Source organism: Paracoccus sp. TOH (assembly GCF_030388245.1).
GTDB lineage: Bacteria > Pseudomonadota > Alphaproteobacteria > Rhodobacterales > Rhodobacteraceae > Paracoccus > Paracoccus simplex.
Genome location: NZ_CP098360.1, coordinates 1,515,708 through 1,535,204 on the forward strand (window position 1 = coordinate 1,515,708; position 19,497 = coordinate 1,535,204).

General features: G+C 69.6%; 19 protein-coding genes. 12 read left to right on the plus strand and 7 right to left on the minus strand.

From position 1 onward, the window contains the following. Window positions 1-32: 32 nt before the first annotated feature. The gene (locus NBE95_RS07575) at window positions 33-1,940 is read right to left on the minus strand and encodes a propionyl-CoA synthetase (RefSeq protein ID WP_289893304.1); all 1,908 of its coding nucleotides are present in this window, start codon (window positions 1,938-1,940) and stop codon (window positions 33-35) included. A gap of 237 nt (window positions 1,941-2,177) precedes the next feature. After that, window positions 2,178-4,457 (minus strand): NADP-dependent malic enzyme, encoded by a 2,280-nt coding sequence (locus NBE95_RS07580; RefSeq protein WP_289893305.1) that lies wholly within the window; start codon window positions 4,455-4,457, stop codon window positions 2,178-2,180. A 161-nt stretch (window positions 4,458-4,618) separates the two neighbouring features. Between NBE95_RS07580 and NBE95_RS07585 the strand changes: the two genes are divergently transcribed. The 6 genes from NBE95_RS07585 to NBE95_RS07610 all read left to right on the plus strand — a co-directional run bounded on the left by NBE95_RS07585 (window position 4,619) and on the right by NBE95_RS07610 (window position 10,237). Further along, window positions 4,619-5,014 (plus strand): cytidine deaminase, encoded by a 396-nt coding sequence (locus NBE95_RS07585; RefSeq protein ID WP_289893306.1) that lies wholly within the window; start codon window positions 4,619-4,621, stop codon window positions 5,012-5,014. Further along, window positions 5,011-6,315 carry a thymidine phosphorylase gene (locus tag NBE95_RS07590; protein WP_289893307.1) on the plus strand — a complete coding sequence of 435 codons (1,305 nt, stop codon included), beginning with the start codon at window positions 5,011-5,013 and terminating at the stop codon, window positions 6,313-6,315. Before NBE95_RS07585 ends, NBE95_RS07590 begins: the two co-directional genes overlap by 4 nt. After that, on the plus strand, window positions 6,308-7,492 hold the full coding sequence (locus NBE95_RS07595) for a phosphopentomutase (protein ID WP_289893308.1): 1,185 nt from the start codon (window positions 6,308-6,310) through the stop codon (window positions 7,490-7,492). Before NBE95_RS07590 ends, NBE95_RS07595 begins: the two co-directional genes overlap by 8 nt. Next, on the plus strand, window positions 7,489-8,457 hold the full coding sequence (locus tag NBE95_RS07600; protein WP_289893309.1) for an adenosine deaminase: 969 nt from the start codon (window positions 7,489-7,491) through the stop codon (window positions 8,455-8,457). Before NBE95_RS07595 ends, NBE95_RS07600 begins: the two co-directional genes overlap by 4 nt. Then, on the plus strand, window positions 8,454-9,086 hold the full coding sequence (gene upp, locus NBE95_RS07605) for a uracil phosphoribosyltransferase (protein WP_289893310.1): 633 nt from the start codon (window positions 8,454-8,456) through the stop codon (window positions 9,084-9,086). The genes NBE95_RS07600 and upp overlap by 4 nt, the downstream gene beginning before the upstream one ends. 71 nt (window positions 9,087-9,157) lie before the next feature. After that, window positions 9,158-10,237 carry an SPOR domain-containing protein gene (locus NBE95_RS07610; RefSeq protein ID WP_289893311.1) on the plus strand — a complete coding sequence of 360 codons (1,080 nt, stop codon included), beginning with the start codon at window positions 9,158-9,160 and terminating at the stop codon, window positions 10,235-10,237. Between the two features lie 82 nt (window positions 10,238-10,319). Here the strand turns inward: NBE95_RS07610 and NBE95_RS07615 are convergent, their stop codons facing one another. The 3 genes from NBE95_RS07615 to NBE95_RS07625 form a co-directional block, all read right to left on the minus strand. Beyond that, the gene (locus tag NBE95_RS07615) at window positions 10,320-11,339 is read right to left on the minus strand and encodes a hypothetical protein (protein WP_289893312.1); all 1,020 of its coding nucleotides are present in this window, start codon (window positions 11,337-11,339) and stop codon (window positions 10,320-10,322) included. 276 nt (window positions 11,340-11,615) lie between these two features. Then, window positions 11,616-12,521 (minus strand): RNA polymerase sigma factor RpoH, encoded by a 906-nt coding sequence (gene rpoH / locus NBE95_RS07620; protein WP_289893313.1) that lies wholly within the window; start codon window positions 12,519-12,521, stop codon window positions 11,616-11,618. Window positions 12,522-12,587: 66 nt separating this feature from the next. Beyond that, window positions 12,588-13,613, minus strand: a complete 1,026-nt coding sequence (locus tag NBE95_RS07625; RefSeq protein ID WP_289893314.1) for a pseudouridine synthase — start codon at window positions 13,611-13,613, stop codon at window positions 12,588-12,590. Between NBE95_RS07625 and NBE95_RS07630 the strand changes: the two genes are divergently transcribed. After that, window positions 13,612-13,917: a DUF6476 family protein gene (locus NBE95_RS07630; protein WP_354670346.1), complete on the plus strand. Its 306-nt coding sequence runs from the start codon at window positions 13,612-13,614 to the stop codon at window positions 13,915-13,917. The genes NBE95_RS07625 and NBE95_RS07630 overlap by 2 nt on opposite strands. Here the strand turns inward: NBE95_RS07630 and NBE95_RS07635 are convergent. Next, a complete protein-coding gene (locus tag NBE95_RS07635; RefSeq protein WP_289893315.1) occupies window positions 13,908-14,201 on the minus strand; it encodes an accessory factor UbiK family protein in 294 nt (97 codons plus the stop codon). The genes NBE95_RS07630 and NBE95_RS07635 overlap by 10 nt on opposite strands. Before the next feature lie 126 nt (window positions 14,202-14,327). Between NBE95_RS07635 and lgt the strand changes: the two genes are divergently transcribed. From lgt to NBE95_RS07660, 5 genes are all read left to right on the plus strand, one after another. Beyond that, window positions 14,328-15,218 (plus strand): prolipoprotein diacylglyceryl transferase, encoded by an 891-nt coding sequence (lgt, locus tag NBE95_RS07640; RefSeq protein ID WP_289893316.1) that lies wholly within the window; start codon window positions 14,328-14,330, stop codon window positions 15,216-15,218. After that, window positions 15,215-16,279, plus strand: a complete 1,065-nt coding sequence (locus tag NBE95_RS07645) for an SAM-dependent methyltransferase (protein ID WP_289893317.1) — start codon at window positions 15,215-15,217, stop codon at window positions 16,277-16,279. The genes lgt and NBE95_RS07645 overlap by 4 nt, the downstream gene beginning before the upstream one ends. Next, window positions 16,263-17,027 carry a peptidoglycan editing factor PgeF gene (gene pgeF / locus NBE95_RS07650; protein ID WP_289893318.1) on the plus strand — a complete coding sequence of 255 codons (765 nt, stop codon included), beginning with the start codon at window positions 16,263-16,265 and terminating at the stop codon, window positions 17,025-17,027. The genes NBE95_RS07645 and pgeF overlap by 17 nt, the downstream gene beginning before the upstream one ends. Window positions 17,028-17,347: 320 nt before the next feature. Continuing rightward, window positions 17,348-17,920 carry a hypothetical protein gene (locus tag NBE95_RS07655; protein WP_289893319.1) on the plus strand — a complete coding sequence of 191 codons (573 nt, stop codon included), beginning with the start codon at window positions 17,348-17,350 and terminating at the stop codon, window positions 17,918-17,920. Between the two features lie 186 nt (window positions 17,921-18,106). Further along, entirely contained in the window at window positions 18,107-18,805 is a 699-nt protein-coding gene (locus tag NBE95_RS07660) for a DUF6683 family protein (RefSeq protein WP_289893320.1), read from the plus strand. A gap of 151 nt (window positions 18,806-18,956) precedes the next feature. Here NBE95_RS07660 and NBE95_RS07665 read toward each other — a convergent pair whose 3' ends face one another. Next, window positions 18,957-19,457 carry an Lrp/AsnC family transcriptional regulator gene (locus tag NBE95_RS07665; RefSeq protein ID WP_289893321.1) on the minus strand — a complete coding sequence of 167 codons (501 nt, stop codon included), beginning with the start codon at window positions 19,455-19,457 and terminating at the stop codon, window positions 18,957-18,959. Window positions 19,458-19,497: the final 40 nt, after the last annotated feature.

Below are 19,497 nucleotides of genomic sequence, written 5' to 3' on the forward strand. Positions count from 1 at the left end.
ATACCCCGGCACCCGCGCCGCCGGGCGCGGCCTCAGCCCGTCTTGGCGGCGGCCAGCGGATAGCCGATCCCGGCCAGCGCCGCGCGGATCTCGTCCAGGATCGCCGGGTCGTCGATGGTGGCCGGGGCCTTGAACGGCGCGCCATCGGCGATCTTGGCCATGGTGGCGCGCAGGATCTTGCCCGAGCGGGTTTTGGGCAGCCGCTCGACCACGCAGGCCGACTTGAAGGCCGCCACCGGGCCGATCCTGTCGCGCACCAGCCGCACCACCTCCGCCACCACCTTGTCAGGGGGGGTCGCAACCCCGGCCTTCAGGCACAGGAATCCGACCGGAGACTGACCTTTCAGGCTGTCCGCCACGCCGATCACCGCGCATTCCGCCACGTCGGGATGCGACGCCAGCACCTCCTCCATCGCCCCGGTCGACAACCGGTGCCCGGCGACGTTGATCACGTCGTCGGTGCGGGCCATGATGTAGAGATAGCCGTCCTCGTCGATATAGCCCGCATCGCCGGTCTCGTAATAGCCGGGGAAATGCTCCAGATAGGACTTGCGAAAGCGGCTTTCCGCATGCCACAGCCCCGGCAAGGTGCCGGGTGGCAGCGGCAGCTTGATCGCGATGGCGCCCAGCGTGCCGGCAGGGACCGGATTGCCGCCCTCGTCCAGCACCTGCACGTCATAGCCGGGCATCGGCACCGAGGGGCTGCCCAGCTTGGTCGGCAGCATCTCGATGCCGATGGGATTGGCGGCGATGGCCCAGCCGGTCTCGGTCTGCCACCAGTGATCGACCACCGGCACGCCCAGATGCTCCTGCGCCCATTTCACCGTGTCGGGGTCGGCGCGCTCGCCGGCCAGGAACAGCGCCTGCAGGTCGTGCAGCTTGTAGCGCTTGATCCATTCGCCCTGCGGATCCTCGCGTCGGATGGCGCGCAAGGCGGTGGGGGCGGTGAAGAAGCTCTTGATGCGGTGGTTCTGGATGATGCGCCAGAACACGCCCGGATGCGGCGTGCCGACCGGCTTGCCCTCGAAGACCACGGTGGTGGCGCCGGCGATCAGCGGCCCGTAGCAGATATAGGAATGCCCGACGACCCAGCCCACGTCCGAGGCGGCCCAGAAGCGGTCGCCGGGATCGATGTTGTAGATGTTGGTCATCGACCATTGCAGCGCCACCAGATGCCCGGCGGTGTGGCGCACCACGCCCTTGGGCTGGCCGGTGGTGCCCGAGGTGTAAAGGATATAGGCTGGGTGGTTGCCCTCGACCGGCACGCATTCGGCGGGCTTCACGCCGTATTGGAAGCCGTGCCAGTTGAAGTCGCGGCCCTCGACCAGCTTCGCCACCTCCTGCTCGCGCTGGAAGATTACGCAGAACTCGGGCTTGTGCCCGGCCATGTCGATGGCGGCGTCGAGCAGCGGCTTGTAATGCACCACCCGGTTGGGTTCGAGCCCGCAGGAGGCGGCGATGATCGCCTTGGGCTGGCAGTCGTCGATGCGCACCGCCAGTTCGTTCGCCGCGAAGCCGCCGAAGACCACGGAATGGATGGCGCCCAGCCGGGCGCAGGCCAGCATGGCCTCCAGCGCCTCGGGGATCATCGGCATGTAGATGATGACCCGGTCGCCCTTTTCGACGCCGCGCATCCGCAGCGCCCCGGCCAGCGAGGCGACGCGATCCCGCAATTGCCGATAGGTGATGCCCTTGGACGACAGGGTGATCGGGCTTTCGTGCTGGATGGCGACCTGGTCGCCGCGCCCGGCCAGAACGTGGCGGTCCACGGCGTTCCAGCAGGTGTTGACCATGCCGTCCGAGAACCATTCGTAGATCGGGGCCTTGTCGTCGAAAAGCGCCTTCGAGGGTCTCTGCTGCCAGTCGATCGCCTCGGCGGCCTGCATCCAGAATCCATCGGGATCTGCCTGCCAGGCGGAATAGACGTCACGATATCCCATGAAACAACTCCTCCCCGAGCTATTCCGTGGTTGTTAGGCGAGCGAAAAGCGGTTGTGCAAGAATGTTAACGCCCACAGCCGGGGGTGCGACAAAAAGTTTTGCAGAATCCTGCCGCCAAACGGCGGATGGCTTTGCAAAGCCGGGGTTTCTTTGCGCATGGCTGAAAAATGCCCGGGCCTTTGCAAAATGGCCGCCGGGGAAACGGGCCGCGGCAGAATCACCGCGGCCCGCGCCGTTCATTTGTAATGGTCGACCGGGGTGCCGGCGATGGCGCTCATGTTCAGCAACCCGCGGGTGGTGATCGAGGGGGTGACGATATGGGCGAGGTTGCCCATGCCCATCAGGATCGGTCCGACCTCGAGCCCGTTCGCCTTGAGCTTCAGTGCGTTCCTGACCCCCGAGGCCGAGTCGGTGCCCGAGAAGACCAGCACGTTCGCCGCGCCCTCGATGCGGGAATTCGGCAGCAGCCGCTCGCGGATGGTCGGGTCCAGCGCCGAATCGACATGCATTTCGCCGTCGAAGATGAAATCGACGCCGCGCGCCTGCAGGATCTCCATCGCCGCGCGCATCTTGCGCCCGGAATCGGTGTCGAGATTGCCGAATTGCGAATGGCTGCACAGCGCCACCTTGGGCGAGATGCCGAAGCGGCGCACATGCCGGGCGGCGCCGATCGCCGTCTCGGCCACCTGTTCCGGGGTCGGCGAGTGGTTGACCTGGGTGTCGGCGATGAACAGCGGTCCGTCTTCCAGGATCATCAGCGACAGCGCGCCATGCGGGCGCAGCCCGTCGCGGGCCAGGACCTGGGTGATGTAGTTCAGGTGCCAGCTGTACTGGCCGAAGGTGCCGCAGATCAGGCTGTCGGCCTCGTTGCGGTGCACCATGACGGCGCCGATGGCGGTGGTGTTGGTGCGCATGATGGCGCGGGCGACCTCGGGGGTGACGCCGCGCCGGGCCATCAGCTCGTGATAGGTGCCCCAATAGTCGCGATAGCGCGGGTCGTTTTCCGGGTTCACGATCTCGAAGTCGCGGCCGGGGCGGATCGGCAGGCCGGCGCGCTCGGCGCGCATCTCGATCACCTCGGGGCGGCCGATCAGGATCGGCGCGTCGGTGGTTTCCTCCAGCATGGCGTTGGCGGCGCGCAGCACCCGTTCGTCCTCGCCCTCGGCGAAGACGATGCGGCGGTTGGCGGTCGCCGCCGCCTCGAAGACCGGGCGCATGATCAGCGCCGAGCGGAAGACCGAGCCGTCCAGCTTGCGCTTGTAGGCGGCGATATCCTCCAGCGGCCGGGTGGCGACGCCGGTTTCCATCGCCGCTCTGGCCACGGCGGTCGAGACGACGCCGATCAGCCGCGGGTCGAAGGGCTTCGGGATCAGGTAGTCCGGGCCGAAGCTCAGCGTCTCGCCGCGATAGGCTGACGCCGCCTCGGCCGAGGTGGTGGCGCGGGCCAGCGCCGCGATGCCCTCGATGCAGGCCAGCTGCATCTCGTCGTTGATCGTGGTCGCGCCCACGTCCAGCGCGCCGCGGAAGATGAAGGGGAAGCACAGGACGTTGTTGACCTGGTTCGGATAGTCGCTGCGGCCGGTGGCGATGATCGCGTCGGGGGCGACGGCGCGGGCGTCCTCGGGCAGGATCTCGGGCGTGGGGTTGGCGAGCGCAAAGATGATCGGGCGCTTGGCCATGCGGGCGACCATCTCGGGCTTCAGCACGCCGGGGCCGGACAGGCCCAGGAACAGGTCCGCGCCCTCGATCACCTGGTCCAGCGTCCGCAGGTCGGATTTCTGCGCGTATTCCGCCTTTTGCGGCGTCATCTCCTCGGTCCGGCCGTCGTGGACCAGGCCGGCGATGTCGCACAGCCAGACATTCTCGCGCTTGACGCCCAGCTTCAGCAGCATGTTCAGGCAGGCGATGCCGGCCGCGCCGCCGCCGGTCGAGACCACCTTGATGTCCTGGAACCGCTTGCCGGCGATGTGCAGCGCGTTGGTGGCGGCGGCGCCGACGACGATGGCGGTGCCGTGCTGGTCGTCGTGAAAGACCGGGATGTTCATCCGCTCGCGGCACAGCTTCTCGACGATGAAGCAGTCGGGGGCCTTGATGTCTTCCAGGTTGATGGCGCCGAAGGTCGGTTCCAGCGCGCAGACGATCTCGGCCATCTTTTCCGGGTCGGGCTGGTTCAGTTCGATGTCGAAGCAGTCGATATTGGCGAATTTCTTGAACAGGACCGCCTTGCCCTCCATCACCGGTTTCGAGGCGATGGCGCCGATATTGCCCAGCCCCAGCACGGCGGTGCCGTTCGAGACCACGGCGACCAGATTGCCGCGCGCGGTATAGCGGGCGGCGGTGGCGGGATCGGCCTTGATTTCCAGGCAGGCCTCGGCCACGCCGGGGGAATAGGCGCGGCTCAGGTCGCGGCCGTTGGCAAGCGGCTTGGTCGCGCGCACCTCGAGCTTACCCGGATGCGGGAATTCGTGATAATCCAGTGCCGCCTGCCTGGCGTTGTCCTGCCGGCGTTCTTCCATGGCCAGAAACCTCTCCTCTCAAGATGGTTCAGCGTTAAACTATTTTTTCGCGGGGGAACAGGGGGCATCGCCGGCCGGGCGGCCCTCTGCCGGTCTTGCATCGGGACGGGGGCGCGCGCAAAACTGGAAGCGGCAAGGCGGTGGCGAAAAAGGGGACCGGCATGACGCTTCTGGATGCGGCGCGCGAGGTGCGGGAGCGGGCCTATGCGCCCTATTCGAAATTCAAGGTCGGCGCGGCGGTGCGCGGCGCCTCGGGCCGGATCTATGCCGGCTGCAATGTCGAGAACGTCGCCTATCCCGAGGGTACCTGCGCCGAGGCCGGGGCCATCGCCCTGATGGTCGCCTCGGGCGAGACCGAGTTGGTCGAGGTCGCGGTGATGGCCGACAGCCCGACCCCGGTGCCGCCCTGCGGCGGCTGCCGGCAGAAGCTGGCCGAGTTCGGCCGCGCCGATACCCCGGTTCTGCTGGCCACCGTCCGCGGCGCCGAGCTGGCCACCACCATCGGCGAGCTGCTGCCCGGACGTTTCGACATCTCGCATCTCTCGGGCACCGAATGACGCCAGCCGATCCCCGTCTGGATCCGCGTCCGGTGATCGCCGCCGTCCGCGACGGGCGCGGGCTGGACGGGGCCGGCGCGGCGCTGATCGCCCGCGGCCTGGCCGAGGGCTGGGTCAGCGACGCCCAGGCCGGGGCCTTCGCCATGGCGGTGCTGATGCGCGGCCTGGACGCGGCGGGGCGGGTGGCGCTGACGCTGGCCATGCGCGATTCCGGCGACGTGCTGCGCTGGGACTTGCCGGGGCCGGTGGTGGACAAGCATTCGACCGGCGGCATCGGCGATACGGTCAGCCTGATCCTGGCGCCGCTGGCCGCCTGTTGCGGCGCCTATGTGCCGATGATCTCGGGTCGGGGGCTGGGCCATACCGGCGGCACGCTGGACAAGCTCGAGGCCATCCCCGGCTTCCGCACCGCGCTGGCCGAGGACGAGTTTCGCCGCGTGGTGGCCGGGACCGGCTGCGCCATCGTCGCGGCGGGGCCCGAGCTGGCGCCGGCGGATGCGCGGCTTTACGCGATTCGCGACGAAAGCGCGACGGTCGGCTCGCTGGACCTGATCACCGCCTCGATCCTGTCGAAGAAGCTGGCGGCGGGGCTCGATGCGCTGGTGCTGGACGTGAAGCAGGGCTCGGGCGCCTTCCTGCGCAATCCGCAGGCGGCGCTGGACCTGGCGCGCGCCCTGGTCTCGACCGCGCAGGGCGCCGGCTGCCGGGTCCGGGCGCTGGTGACCGACATGGACCAGCCGCTGGCCCGCGCCGCCGGCAACGCGCTGGAACTGCGCGAGGCCATCGCCGTCTTGACCGGCGCCCAGGGGCAGGGCGCGCTGCGCGAGCTGTCGCTGTCGCTGTCCGCGGCCTGCCTCGATCTGGTCGGGCTTTCCGGGGCCGGGGCGGCGCTGCAAGGCGGCGCGGCGGCCGAGCGTTTCGCCCGCATGGTGGTGGCGCAAGGCGGGCCGGCCGACCTGCTCGACCGTCCCGACCGCCACCTGCCGGCCGCGCCGGTGATCCGCCCCGTGCCCGGCCATGGCCGCGTCGCCGCCATCGACACCGAGGCGCTGGGGCACGCCGTGGTGGCGCTTGGCGGCGGCCGGCTGCATGCCGGCGACCGCATCGACCCGCGGGTGGGTCTTGCGGATCTGCTGCGCATCGGCGAAGAGGCCGGCGCGGGCCGCCCCCTGGCCTTCGTCCATGCCGCCTCGGAAGCGGCGGCCGAGGCGGCGGTCGCCACGGTGCAGGCCGCCTATCTGCTGGGCGACGGGCCGGGACCGGGCCCGCTGATCCGCTGCGAGGTATCGCCCGATGACTGACAGTCGCGCCTTCCTGATCGTCATGGATTCGGTCGGCATCGGCGGCGCCCCCGACGCGGCCGAGTTCTTCAACGACGGCCTGCCCGATAGCGGCGCCAATACCCTGGCCCATATCGCCCGGGCGTGCCCGCTGGCCATGCCCAATCTCGACGGGCTCGGCCTGGGCGCGGCGGTCCGGCTGGCCAGCGGCGAGGCGGCGCCCGGCCTCGATGCCCGGCCGCAGGGGCTTTGGGGCGCCGCGACCGAAGTGTCGCGCGGCAAGGACACCCCCTCGGGCCATTGGGAGATCGCCGGCGTGCCGGTGCCGTGGGAGTGGCATTATTTCCCCGATACCCGCCCGGCTTTTCCGCCCGAGCTGACCGCCCGCATCGCGCAGGCCGCCGGCACCGAAGGCATCCTCGGCAACGAGCACGCCTCGGGCACCGAGGTGATCGCGCGGCTGGGCGCCGAGCATCTGCGCGGCGGCTGGCCGATCTGCTACACCTCGGCCGACAGCGTGCTGCAGATCGCCGCGCATGAGCAGGCCTTCGGGCTCGAGCGGCTGTACCGGCTGTGCCGGGACGTGGCGGCCATGGTCCATCCCCTGCGCGTCGGCCGGGTCATCGCCCGGCCCTTCACCGGGGCCGAGGGGGCTTTCACCCGCACCGCCAACCGCCGCGACTATGCCATCGCGCCGCCCGGCCGGACCATCCTCGACGCGGCGCAGGCGGCCGGGCGCGTCACCCATGCCATCGGCAAGATCGGCGACATCTTCAGCCATCGCGGCATCGACCGGCTGCACAAGGGCCGGTCCGATGCCGATCTGGCCGAACACCTGCTGCGGCTCGCCGACGAGGCCGAGCCGGGCAGCCTGACCTTTGCCAATTTCGTCGAGTTCGACAGCCTCTACGGCCACCGCCGCGACATCAAGGGTTATGCCCGGGCGCTGGAATGGTTCGACGGCGTGGCCGGCGCGCTGATGCGGCGGCTGCGGCCCGGCGACCTGGCGCTGTTCACCGCCGACCATGGCAACGATCCCAGCTGGCACGGCACCGACCACACCCGCGAACGGGTGCCGGTTCTGGGCTGGGGCTATGGCGCGCGCGCGGTCGGGCTGGTGGGCTTTGCCGATATCGGTGCCTCGGTCGCCGCGCATCTGGGCCTGCCGCAGGTCAGGCCGGGGAGAGCCTTCCTGTGAAATCCGTGAAGAAGATCGAGCTGCACCTGCACCTGGAAGGCGCCGCGCCGCCGGGCTTCATCCGCGCGCTGGCGGCCGAGAAGCAGCGCGACATCGGCGGCATCTTCGACGCGCGCGGCGCCTATGCCTATCGCGGCTTCGACGAGTTCCTGCGCGTCTACGAGGCTGCGACCTCGGTCCTGACCGGTCCGCGCGACTATGCCCGGCTGCTGGCCGAGGTGCTGGCGGAATGCGCCGAACAGGGCGCGATCTATGCCGAGCTGTTCGTCTCGCCCGAGTTCTGCGGCGGCGCCGAGCTTTCGGCCTGGCGCGACTATCTCGCCGCGATGGAGGAGGTCGCCGCCGCGGCCGAGCGCGACGGCATCGCCAGCCGCGCCATCCTGACCGCGATCCGGCATTTCGGCCCGGAACGCGCCCGCCGGACGGCGCTTTGCGCCGCCGAGACCGCGGGCGGCTGGGTCGCCGGCTTCGGCATCGGCGGCGCCGAGAATGTCGGCGAACTGCGCGATTTCGCCTGGTCCTTCGATTGCGCGCGCGAGGCCGGGCTGGGCCTGACCGCCCATGCCGGCGAATGGCGCGGGCCGGAGTCGGTCCGCGATGCCCTGTCGCTGGGCGTTGCCCGCATCGGCCACGGCATCCGCGCCGTCGAGGACCCGGCGCTCCTCCGCGACCTGGCCGAGCGCGGCACCACGCTGGAGGTCTGTCCGGGTTCCAATGTCGCGCTCGGCATCGTGCCGTCCTGGTCCGCCCATCCCATCGCCCGGCTGGCCGATGCGGGCGTGCGGGTCACGGTCTCGACCGACGATCCGCCCTTCTTCCACACTTCGCTTTCCCGCGAATACCAGATGCTTGCCGATGCCTTCGGCTGGGCCGAAGATGAGTTCCGGCAGATGAACCTCTGGGCCGTCGATGCGGCATTCTGCGACGAGACCACCCGCACCCGCCTGCGAAAGGACCTGACATGACCCGGCACCTGACCATCGTCGACCACCCCCTGGTGCAGCACAAGCTGACGATCATGCGCCAGAAGGATGTTTCCACCGCGGGTTTCCGCCGCCTGCTGCGCGAGATCAGCCTGTTGCTGGCCTATGAGGTCACGCGCGAGCTGGAGCTGACCACGATCCGCATCGAGACGCCGCTTTGCGAGATGGAGGCGCCGACGCTCGAAGGCAAGAAGCTGGCGCTGATCTCGATCCTGCGGGCCGGGAACGGGCTTCTGGACGGCATTCTCGAGCTGATCCCGGGCGCGCGCGTGGGCTTTGTCGGCCTGTATCGCGACCCCGAGACGCTGCAGCCGGTGGAATATTACTGCAAGGTTCCGAAGGAATTGGACGCGCGCATGACCATCGTGGTCGATCCGATGCTGGCCACCGGCAACAGCTCGGTCGCGGCCATCGACATGCTGAAGGAACGCGGCGCGAAAAACCTGCGATTCCTGTGCCTTCTGGCCGCGCCCGAGGGGGTCGAGCGCATGCGGCAGGCCCATCCCGACGTGCCGATCTTTACCGCCGCGCTGGATGAGCGGCTGGACGATCACGGCTATATCGTGCCGGGCCTGGGCGATGCCGGAGACCGCATGTTCGGCACCAAATAGGCCGGCGTTAACCGCAGGTTCAGGGTTTTTGCCCTATCACCGTCCCAAAGGGCCGATTCGGGAACGGGACGATGCTGTGGATGCTGCGGATGATGCTGGCGCTGCTGCCGGGGCTGGCGCTGGCCCAGGATCTGCGCCCGGCCGAGGAACCGCCGGCGGATTTCTTTGCCCGGCAATATATCGACAGCCGGGGCTGCGTGTTCCTGCGCGACGATGCCGGGCTGTGGGCGCCGCGCCTGGCGCGCGACGGCTCGGCGACCTGCGGCTATCCGCCGACGCTGTCGGCGCGCGGGCTGGACGGCAAGCCGCGGCTGCGGGCGCTGGACCCCGATGCCGGGCGCAGCCATGCCGAGTTGCTGGAGGAAGCGCTGTCCCAGGCCGTCATCACCAACCTGCGGCCGGGCGAGCTGGCCAGCGACCCCCGGCCGATGGAGACCCTGCCCGACAGGGGCGGCGAGCCTGCCTCGGCCGGCCCGGCCGAGGCCTTGCGCGCGGCGCTGAGCGCGGCGCCGGCCCTGCGTCAGGGCATGGGCGGGGCGTTGCAGCCGAATCGCCGGCTGTGCGAACTGCTGGGCTATGACGGCGCGCCGGGCGCGGCCCGGCTGGGCGCGGACCCGTCGCAGGGCTATTGCGGCTCGCTGAACCCAGCGGACCTGTCGCGTCTCAGCTTCATGCGCCCGGCCGGCCATCCGGCCACCGCCACGGCCGCGCGGGTCGCGCCGCTGCCGCCAGCGGCGACAGCGCAAGCCGCGACGGTGCCGGGGCTGGGCCGCCAAACCGTTCCCGGGCCTGTGCCGGCCGCGAAGCCGGCCGCTGCGGCACGAGCGATCGTCCCCCAGGACAAGCCCGGGACCAGGCCGCAGCCGGCCGGCAAGAGCCACGGGGGTGCTGGCGCCGCGACCTCCGCCGTCGGCACCATCCCCGCGGGCGCGCGCTATGTGCAGCTTGGGACCTTCGGCAATCCCGACAATGCCGAGCGCGCGGCCCGGCGGCTGGCCGGGCTGGGCTATCCGGTGCTGCGTGGCAGGGACCGGGTGAACGGGCGCGAGGTGCAGTTCATCATGGCCGGCCCGTTCGACGACCGCGAATCCATCGTGCGCGCGCTGGATGCCATCCGCCGCGCCGGCTATCGCGATGCCTTCCCACGCTGACCCAAGCTGGCGGGCGGTCCTGGGGCGGATGGGCGGCTGGCTGCGGGCCGCCGCCGCCTGCCTGCGGCCCCGCCATCCGGCGTCACTGGTCGCAGATCTCCTGCAGGGCGATCCATTGCCGGTCGCTCAGCACCGGCTTGGGCGCGGCGGTGCGGAACGGGTCGGCCTCGATCAGGCCCAGCGTGGCCTCTCCGGTCGGGTCCAGCGAGCGGGCATAGGGCTCGCTCGAGAGGCCGGCACGGGTGAAATAGGCCAGCAACTGCTCGTCCTCGGGGCGTGGCACCGGATCGGCCAGCAGTTTCTCGCCATAGCCCGACAGCGAGGCTGCCGGCAGCGTTCCCGCCGTCAGCAGGTGGAAGGTCGCCCGCGGTCCGGCATAGCGCAGCGCGGCCAGCAGCGGGTCGTTCGCGACCGCCGCCGCCTGCGCGGCGAGGATATGGCCCGCCGCAACCTCGGGCGAGAGTTGGCCTTCGATCAGGTCCTCGCCCAGCAGGGTGATCGGGCCGGGCAGGCGAAGCGCCCCGCGCAGCGTGGCCGGGACCACGGCGATCTGCGCCTCGGGGCCCATCAGCCGCATCGCCAGCTTCTGGCGCACCATGTCGCCCGCGGGCCGCGAGCAGGGGCTGCCGGTGGTCTTGGCGATCTCGGCCAGCACCATGCGCCCGATTTCCGCGCGTTGCGCCGGCGGGGCGATGTCGGCGGCATGTCGCACCAGCGCCGGCGGCACCCAGAACAGCGCCAGCACCGCCATGACCGCGGCGGCGCCCAGCATCAGCCCGCCGCGCAACCGGCCGGGATGCGGCTTGCTGGCCTCGATCACCTGATGCACCTTGGAGATCGCCGCGATCATCAGCTCGTCGTCGATTTCCAGCTCTTCGCCGGCATCGGCGCCGCCCGGCGCGTAGCGGGCCGGCAGCTTGCCGGGGTTGAGCCGCGTCACCGCCGGCAGCGACCAATGCGCCAGCGGCATTTCCGAGCGCGGATCGGTCAGCACCAACGTCGCATCGCCGAACGAGACGATGACGTCGCGCAGCTGCGATTTCGGCGTCTCGCGCCAGATTCCCGCTGCCTCCAGCCGTTGATATTGGTTCAGCGCTGTCATTGCTGCGCGACCGGCCTCCGCTGCCTTTTCCCGACCATAAGCCAAGCCCGGCGCCGGTCAACGGCCCCTGTTGTCACGGAAATTCCGCGCCGGCGCCAGAGTGTCCGCGATGGGCCGCGACAAAATTCGCCATGCGCCCGAGGGCGGTCGCAGGGGCGCCCCCGGTCCCGCGCGAAACCCGCATGCAGCGCCTTCCGCATCCTGCCGGACCACCGTCACGGTCCCGGCCGGTTCGCGCCCTGCACAGGGGACGGGAACGAGGCGGACCAGCCGGGCTCAGGCGTTTTCGGGGACGGCCATGCCGCGCTCGCGCGCCAGTTCGCGGATGCGGTTCTGCAGCTTTTCAAAGGCGCGCACCTCGATCTGGCGGATGCGCTCGCGCGAGACGTCGTAGCGCGAGGACAGGTCCTCGAGCGTCATCGGATCGTCGCGCAGCCGGCGCTCCATCAGGATGTCCTTTTCGCGGTCGTTCAGCACGTCCATGGCGGCGATCAGCATCTCGCGCCGCGTCGACAGCTCGTCGGCCTCGGCGAAGGCCTCGGCTTGGTTGGCGTCCTCGTCCTCCAGCCAGTCCTGCCATTGCGCCGTCGATTCGCCGTCGCCCGAGCCCACCGTCGCGTTCAGCGAGGCATCGCCCCCCGACAGCCGGCGGTTCATGTCGATGACTTCCTGTTCGGAGACGTTCAGGTCGTTGGCGATCTGGGCGACGTTCTCGGGGCGCAGGTCGCCTTCCTCCAGCGCGCCCAGCTTGGACTTGGCCTTGCGCAGGTTGAAGAACAGCTTCTTCTGCGCGCTGGTCGTGCCCATCTTCACCAGCGACCAGGACCGCAAGATGTATTCCTGGATCGAGGCGCGGATCCACCACATCGCATAGGTGGCCAGCCGGAAGCCCTTTTCCGGATCGAAGCGCTTGACCGCCTGCATCAGGCCGACATTCGCCTCGGAGATCACCTCGGCCTGCGGCAGGCCGTAGCCGCGATAGCCCATGGCGATCTTGGCGGCGAGCCGCAGGTGGCTGGTCACCAGCTTCTGCGCCGCCTCGGGATCCTCGTGATCGGTCCAGCGCTTGGCCAGCATGTATTCCTCCTCCGGCTCCAGCAGGGGAAACTTGCGGATTTCCTGCAAGTAGCGGTTCAAGCCCTGTTCGGGGCTGGGGGCCGGAAGGTTCGTGTAGTTCGCCATCTGAAAAATCCCTGTCCCGCAGAGAAGCGGGCAATTGTGAACGCTATCAGCGCGGTCCGGGTTCCGTCAGCCCGGCGCGCCGCGCAGTTTGGCCAGCAACCCGGCCATGTCGGGCGGCAGCGGGCTGGCAAAGGTCAGCGTCTGGCCGCTGACCGGATGTTCGAAGCCCAGCTCGGCCGCATGCAGGGCCTGGCGGGGAAAGGCGGCGACGGCGCTTGCGGCCTCCGCCCCCAGCGCCCGGGCAGAAGCCCGCCTGTTTCCACCATAGACCGGGTCGCCGACAAGGCCCAATCCCGCATGGGCCATGTGCACGCGGATTTGATGGGTGCGGCCGGTCTCCAGCCGGCATTCGACCAGCATGGCGGCGGGCGGCGTGCCGAAGGTCTCGACCACCCTGGCCCGGGTCACGGCATGGCGGCCGTTGTGAAAGCTGACCGCCTGGCGCTGCCGGTCGCCGGGATGGCGGCCCAGCAGGGTGGTGATGCGCAGCACCCCGCCAGGTTCGAAGGCCAGGCCCGGCAGGCCGCGCAGCCGCGCATCCGCCGGGTCGATCATGCCATGCGCGATGGCGAGATAGCGGCGCTGCGCGCTGTGATCGGCGAATTGCCTTGCCAGGCCCTGATGGGCGCGGTCGGATTTCGCCACCACCAAGAGGCCCGAGGTTTCCTTGTCGATCCGGTGCACGATGCCCGGCCGCGCCGCGCCGCCGATGCCGGAAAGGCTGTCCGCGCAATGCGCCAGCAGCGCGTTGACCAGCGTGCCCGACGGGCTGCCGGGTGCCGGATGCACCACCATGCCGGCGGGCTTGTCCACCACGATCAGGTCTTCGTCCTCATAGGCGATGTTCAGCGGGATCGCCTCGGGCAGGGCGTCAAGCGGCTCGGGTTCGCCGATCTCGACGAAATAGTCGCCGGATTCGGCCCGCGCCTTGCCGTCGGTGACGGAACCCGAGGGGCCGGTCACCGCGCCCTCGGCGATCAGCCGGGCCAGCCGCGAACGCGACAGCACCGCCTGCTCTGGTGCGCAGAGGGCAAGCGCCTTATCAAGGCGCTCGGACAGACCTTCGGGAATGGTGATGAGGATTTCGGCCATGGCACGGGATGATAGGCTGGATGCGGGGCCAGAGGAAGCGCTGCCGATGCTGCGCTGGCTGCGCTTTCTGGTGACCGCGCTGGCGGCGGTGATGGGCCTGGGCGTCTTGGTGATCGCGGCGCTTCTGTGGCTGCGCCTGTCCGAGGCGCCGCTGCCGGAACTGCCCCAGCACATCGCCCTGCCCGAGGGCGCGACGCCCGCCGCCGTCACCTTTGCCCGCGACTGGATCGTGGTGGTGACGGAAGCGGGCGCGGTGCTGCTTTACGACCGCCAGGGGCGGCTGCGCGACCAGGTTCAGCCCTGAGCCGAGTCACCGGCCTTGCCGCCGTTGGTGCCGGCGGTGCCGGGGGCCTTGCCTTCCAGCGCATCCAGCCGGGCACGCAGTTCGGCATTCTCGGTCCTTGCCTTGATCGCCATTTCGCGCACCGCCTCGAATTCCTCGCGGGTGACGAAGTCGCGCTCGGCCAGCCAGCGGTCGATCCAGCTGTTGAAGGCGGTCTGCGCCTCGTCCTTGGCGCCCTGCGCCACGCCCATGGCGTTGGTCATCAATTTCGAGAGATCGTCGAGAAAGCGGTTGTTCGCGGTCATGGCGGGCCTTTCGGTTCAGCGTCGGCCCCTATATGGCCCTGCCGGGGCCGCTGTTCAATCGCCTGACGGCGGCGGTTGACACCGGGCCGCCCCCGCGTAGCCTGCCCGCGCCGAAACGAGGAGCCCATGATCCCCTTTCCCGACATTTCGCCCGAGATCTTCACCATCCATCTTTTCGGCATGGATTTCTCGCTGCGCTGGTATGCGCTGGCCTATCTGGCCGGGCTGCTGATCGGCTGGCGCATCATCGTGGCGCTGATGCGGCGGCCGCGGCTTTGGGGCGATGGCGCGCCGATGCGTCCCGAGCAGGTCGAGGAATTGCTGACCTGGGTGATCGTCGGCGTGGTTCTGGGCGGGCGGCTGGGCTTCGTGCTGTTCTACGAGCCGGGCTATTACCTGGCCAATCCCGGACAGATCCCGGTGATCTGGCGCGGCGGCATGTCCTTTCACGGCGGTTTCCTGGGCGTGGTGCTGGCCTCGTGGTGGTTCTGCCGGCGGCACGGCATTCCGGCGCTGCGGCTGGCCGATGCGCTGTCGGTGGCGACGCCCGTCGGGCTGGGCCTTGGCCGGGTGGCGAATTTCATCAATGCCGAGCTGTGGGGGCGGCCGACCGACGCGCCCTGGGGGGTGATCTTCCCGGGCGAGGCGGCGCAGGCCTGTCCCGGCGTCGCCGGCCCCTGCGCCCGGCATCCGAGCCAGCTTTACGAGGCCGGGCTGGAGGGGGTGCTGCTGGCGCTGGTGCTGGTGCTGCTGGTCCGCACTGGCGGCTTGCGGCGGCCGGGGCAGGCGCTGGGGGTCTTCGTGATGGGCTACGGGTTGTCGCGCTTTGTGGTCGAGTTCTTCCGCCAGGCCGATGCGCAATTCATCACCCCCGACAATCCGCTGGGCCATGTGCTGGGCGGGCCGGTCTGGGGCGTGACCATGGGGCAGGTGCTGTCGCTGCCGATGGTGCTGGTCGGGCTGGCCTTCCTGATCCGCGCCCGCGCGCGGCCGGCCATCGCCCCGCCCGCCGCATGACGCCGCTGGCGCGGACCATTGCCGCGCGCATCCGGCTGTCGGGGCCGATGCGGCTGGACGACTACATGCAGCTTTGCCTGCTGCATCCCCAGCATGGCTATTACGCGACCCGCGATCCCTTCGGCGTGGCGGGCGATTTCACCACCGCGCCCGAGATCAGCCAGATGTTCGGCGAGATGGTCGGGCTGGCGCTGGCGCAGGCCTGGCTGGACCAGGGCCGCCCGGCGCCCTTCACCCTGGCCGAGATCGGCCCGGGGCGCGGCACGCTGATGGCCGACATTCTGCGCGCCATCCGCGTGGTGCCGGGCATGGCCGCGGCGGCGCGGGTGGTGCTGGTCGAGGCCTCGCCGCATCTGCGCCGGGTGCAGCGCGAAAAGCTGGGCGAAATCAGTCATGTGGAGGATGTGTCCGGGCTGCCGGAAGCGCCGCTGTTCCTGGTCGCCAACGAGTTTTTCGACGCGCTGCCGATCCGCCAGTTCCAGATGGGCGGGCAGGGCTGGGCCGAGCGGGTGGTGGTCCTGGGGCCCGAGGGCGGGCTGGCGCTGGGGCTCGCCGCGGTGGCCGAACAGCCGCTGCCGCCTGCGCCCGAGGGCACGGTGCGCGAGCTTTGCCCGGCGGCCGGACCCATCGTCGCGACCCTGGCCGGGCGGATCGCGGCGCATGGCGGCTGCGCCATCGTCATCGACTATGGCGGCTGGGACGGGCAGGGCGACACCTTCCAGGCGCTGCGCCGGCACCGGCCCGAGGATCCGCTGGCCCATCCCGGCGAGGCCGATCTGACCGCGCATGTCGATTTCGCGCCGCTGGCCGGAACGGCGCGGGCCCTGGGCATCCGCGTCTCGGGCATGTTAAGCCAGGGCGAATGGCTGTTGCGGCTGGGCATCGCGCAACGGGCGCAGCGCCTGGCGGCGGCCGGGGACGGCGGCGCCATGGCAGCGCTTCATCGCTTGACCGCGCCCGGCGAAATGGGTCACCTGTTCAAGGTGCTGGCCTTCTGGGCTCGCCATGCGCCCGCGCCTCCTGGAATAGAGCCCCTGGACGATGATGCACACCACGCTTGAGATCCTGACCCATCCGCTGCTCGCCTCGGTGCGGCATGGCTTCTTCACCCGCCGCGGCGGCGCTTCCTCGGGGCTGTTTTCCGGGCTGAACTGCGGCTATGGCTCGAGCGATCAGGGCGAGATGGTGACCATCAACCGCGCCCGCGTCGCCGAGGCGATGGGCGTGCCGCCGGGCGGGCTTGCCACCGTGCATCAGGTCCATTCCGCCGATGTCGCCGTGCTGCGCGCCGGCGACGAAGCCGCTGATTTCGCGACGATTCGCGCCGACGGCATCGTCACCGACCAGCCGGGCGTGGCGCTGGCGGTGCTGACGGCGGATTGCCAGCCGATCCTGCTGGCCGACCCCGAGGCCGGGGTGATCGGCGCCGTCCATGCCGGCTGGCGCGGTGCGCTGTCGGGGGTGATCGAGGCGGCGGTGGGCGCCATGAACGACCTGGGCGCCCGGCGCATCCGCGCGGTGATCGGCCCGACGATCAGCCAGCGCGCCTATGAGGTCGGCGAGGATTTCATGGACGCGTTCCTGGCCGAGGATCCGGACTATCACCGCTTCTTCGCCGGTGGGCCGAACGGCCGGCCGATGTTCGACCTGCCCTCGTTCGGGCTGATGCGGCTGCGCGAGGCCGGGGCCGAGGCGGAATGGACCGGGCGCTGCACCTATTCCGACCCGGAGCGGTTCTTTTCCTATCGCCGCAGCACGCATCAGAACGAGGCGGATTACGGGCGGCTGATCTCGGCGATCGCGCTGTGAGGCAACGGGCGTGCGCGGGGCGCGCAACGCGGCTTTCAAAGCGTTGATCCTGCTGGAAATGCGGGCGTGACGGCCGTACACCGGGCGTACACAGGCCGTATGCCGGGGGGCGGACATTCCCAGCCGGGCCGAGGGGGCCTTGGGCGCTGTCAGCGTCGCGGGACGCAGCGGTCACAAGACCGTTGCGTCAGCTGGGCAGGGTGGTTTTCCGCGGCAGCCGACGGAATGTTGCGCCGTGCAATTGTCCCGGGGCGAAAAACCGACCATGATCGGGGCGCGTGCTTTGGCGCGGAATGTCAGCAGCGATAGGAATGTCCCGGTTGAACCCCCTGTTCTACAGCTTCGGGCTGATGCTGCTGGTTTTGGGCCCGATTTCCGGTGGCGCGGTTCGCGCCGAGAATGTCTCATTGCGGCCGGAGGACTTCATCCCGGTCATCCAAAGCCGGGCGATGACCGAGCGGCTGGATGAGCTGGCCGCAGTGTTCGAGAACGATCCGGAGGCCGTTGCATCCCTGGTCGACAATGAGATCGGCGGGCGCATCGCCATGCAGCGCTATGCGAGGGCGATGGTCGAGGCCGGGGCGGCGGCGCGGCTTGGCCAGCAATGGGCGTTGTTGATCGCCGACCCGGACAGCCTTGGGCGGCCGGTGTTTCAAGATGGCGGCGTCCGGTTCCCATTGGCGGCGAATGCGGGGTTTGCGACCGGGGCAATGATGACGGCGCTGAAGGATGATCAAGAGGCGGCCGAACGGTTTGCGCGCGGCGCAGGTATCTCCACGCCGGTGGCGGGTGAGGCCGCGTCGGAATGGCTCATGAAAGCCGCCGCGCCTTTGTCGCGGCCGGCAAGGGCCGCATTCGGCAGCGCCATGCGCGCCGGCGCCCACCAGGAATAGGCGGTCCGGTCCGCCGGGCCGGGAAAACCGGGTCACGATGGCGAAGGGGCCGGTCGAGACCGATCTTCGGAACGGGGCATTCAACCAGGGTGGCCCAGGTCAGTGAACGGGCCGTGTCGCCCGCCGCGGAAGCGCTGGACCAGCAAGTCGAACAGCAATCGGAGTAACGATATGCGGACATATGCGATGCTTTTGGCATTTTTGGGGCTGACGATTGCACCGCCCTCGGCGGGGCAGGATTTTCCGGTTCCGTTTGACGGGCTTGCCACAGACATGGCGATGAACGCTTTGCACAGCTCGATGCTCAACAGCATGTTGGAGCAGAATGACGACGAGCCGGCGACGGAAACACGAGCTGCCGTGGAAACCGGCTATGCGGCATCGGCAGCGGTAAGCGCGCAGGCGCAGCGCCAGTTCATCGCCTTTGTCCGCGAAACCTCCGGTGCGGCCGGCGCCGAGGCGGTCGAACTGGAATTCAGAAAAGCAAGCCCGTCCCAGATCTGGGCCGGGATGGTCGCAGGGGACGGGCTGCGGCCAGGCGATGCGGTGGACGCAGTTGCAGGATACTGGATGCTCAACTGGATCATCGCCAACAGGGCGCATGAGACGGATTTTGATACCCGCCCCATATTGATTCAGGCCCGGTTGGCGCTGTCGCAAAATGGCGGTTTCCGGGCGTTGACCGAGGCGCAACGCCAGGAGCTTTCAGAGGTGTTGATGATGAACTTTCTCATTCAACAGGCTGTTTACAGTGATGCTGTGGCGAAGGGGAACGAGCCGATGCAGGCGGCGCTTGCCGACGCAGCAGTCGCGCGTTTTCGGAATGAGGCCGGGGTGGACCTGCGCGCGATTACGGTAACGGATCGCGGCTTCGCATCCCGCTAGCTCGTGCCGGAGACCGCCATGCGACCGTCCCGGCCGACAAGCAGGCGATCATCCATCTTCAGATGGACCAAGCCTTCCGGCGCCGCCCTGTCGGCCGTCAGCAGCGACGCCGGGCGGCGTCGCGCGACCGTCCGCACCGGCCTCAGCCCCTTTATCCCACCGCCGCCGCGCGTTCCTCGACCACCGCGAAGGGCACGCCGGGTTCGTCCTTGGCGCAGCGGATCACCAGCGAGGTCTTGACCGAGGCCACGTTCGGCGCCGCCGTCAGGCTTTCGGTCAGGAAGCGCTGGAAGCTTGGCAGGTCGGGCGAGACGCATTTCAGGATGAAGTCGATCTCGCCGTTCAGCATGTGGCATTCGCGCACCAGCGGCCAGTCGCGGCACAGCGTCTCGAAGGCCGAAAGGTCGCGCTCGGACTGGCTGAGCAGGCGGACCATGGCGAAGACCTGCACCTCGAAGCCCAGCTCGCGGGCGTCGATATCGGCATGGTAGCCGCGGATATAGCCCATCTCCTCGAGCGCGCGGACCCGGCGCAGGCAGGGCGGGGCCGAGATGCCCACCCGTCGCGCCAGCTCGACATTGGTCATCCGACCGTCGCCCTGCAGTTCCGCCAGGATTTTTCGGTCGATCTCGTCAAGTCTGGCGCCGCTCATCTGTTCCTCTTGGGCCGTTCGCTCGGCCAAAATCATGCCG